The sequence below is a fragment of the Merdimonas faecis genome (assembly GCF_001754075.1).
GTDB lineage: Bacteria > Bacillota > Clostridia > Lachnospirales > Lachnospiraceae > Merdimonas > Merdimonas faecis.
In genome coordinates this window covers 1-1,574 of the sequence record NZ_MIEH01000048.1, presented here as the reverse complement: position 1 = coordinate 1,574, position 1,574 = coordinate 1, and the positions used below count along the sequence as shown (strand labels likewise).

Sequence of the window (1,574 nt, the reverse complement as noted above, 5' to 3'; positions counted from 1 at the left end):
CTTGAGTTTCCGCAAACTGCAATAAAAAAATAGCTATGTCTACCCAAAGTGCCAATCTGCCGATTTTTTGAGAAATTCAGAGTGGCAGTACTGAGCGTAGAGGCACTTTAATAAGCCCCGCCGGAACCGGACTTTGGGAGACATATTCTTTTATCTATTTAAGCGGTCAGCTTAAGACAGAGTTGACGGTACGCCGGACGCTTTGTCCGGTACCAGAGCCGGATGCCCTCTTTGGCATATGACAGTATGCCGGAGATGCCCTTTGCCAGCCGATAATAGCAGAAACTGACTTTATCCTTGATTGGATCTGCTTCCTGCATGATTGAAACTTTCAGGGCGTTTGTCTCAGGACTTGATTCTTCCTGAGCTAAAAATGCCATGGCTAAAGTAATATAAAAGTTAAGAGCGTTAATGGCTTCCAGTTTCCTTACCCGGAAGTTTTCAAACTGAAAAGTCTGCTTTTTACAGCGAAAATATTCCTCGATCCGCCATCTGGAAAAGTAAGTCCGGGCAATGCGGATCAAATCCTCTTTTGAGCGGATCTCTTTGTTCGTGGCAAGCATCATGGGATGTTCCGTGATCCCGTAGACCAGAACCAGATAAATATTTTTCCGGGAGGCAGTGATCTGAACTTTTACGTGGGAAAGATATGCGGTATGCTCTTTTCCCTTATAGAAAACATCCGCTTTGACTTTTCCTTTCCTCCGGTTCCGCAGTTCGGTTGCCTTTGTCCATTTGTTGTGATAAAGAAGTTTCCGGTTGGATTTCAGGCGGATCACGTAATCCTGCTTCAGGTGGTCGAAGATGAGAAATATCTTATTGTCATCATAACCACGGTCCATGACAAAAGTAGCCTTTCCGAAAAGAGCAGATGCCTGTCTGATCGCATCAAACGTGATGGTGTTTACAGATTTATAGTCCTTCTCAGCAGAAGAATGGATCATGGAAAAAACACTGACAGGATGCTTGCTGGCAGTCAGGGCACAGGCCTCAGTTACATGATAGCCCTTTTTATAAATACTTTTCGTCTGTGTACTTTCCGAACCATCGCGAACGATACCAAGAGCTTCAAACTGTTTTCCATCCGGTTTTACGATATCACTTTCATCAATGAGGATTACGGGATTGGATGGTACGAGTCTTTTTACAGTGTGAAGATAAGAAGCAGCTGCAGAGGCAGGAATACCTGTTGAGAGATGATTGGAAAGTCGTTTTACAGTGTTTGCCTTATGTACCGTTTCATGAAGCTGGTCGGAAATATCCGTAAGCAGGCAGCTTTTGGACGCCAGAATGCCATAAACCATATCTGCTGTAAACTTCCGGTCTGGTTTCGAAAGTCTGCGGGAGATTTTATTTGTAAAAGTCAAAATTTTTCTTTTCAAACGGTAAGTAATTGATGTAGAATTAGCCATAAGGAATCCCCTTTCTTTTTTTGTTTAGTAAGGTTTTTGTTTGGTAGCTTAATTTTACATCAAAAAGGATTAGGATTCCTTATATTTTGGCCATTTTTTGAAAGTTGTGGATAACGAAATACGGTAGATTTATCTAAGGGGATAATTCTGCGGAAACTCAAG

Annotated in this window: 1 protein-coding gene; it reads right to left on the bottom strand. The window is 42.3% G+C overall.

Features of this window, described 5'->3' with window-relative positions; genetic code table 11:
• Positions 1 to 158: 158 nt before the first annotated feature.
• On the bottom strand, positions 159 to 1,412 hold the full coding sequence (locus BKD12_RS16605) for a transposase (RefSeq protein ID WP_176731000.1): 1,254 nt from the start codon (positions 1,410 to 1,412) through the stop codon (positions 159 to 161).
• Positions 1,413 to 1,574: the final 162 nt, after the last annotated feature.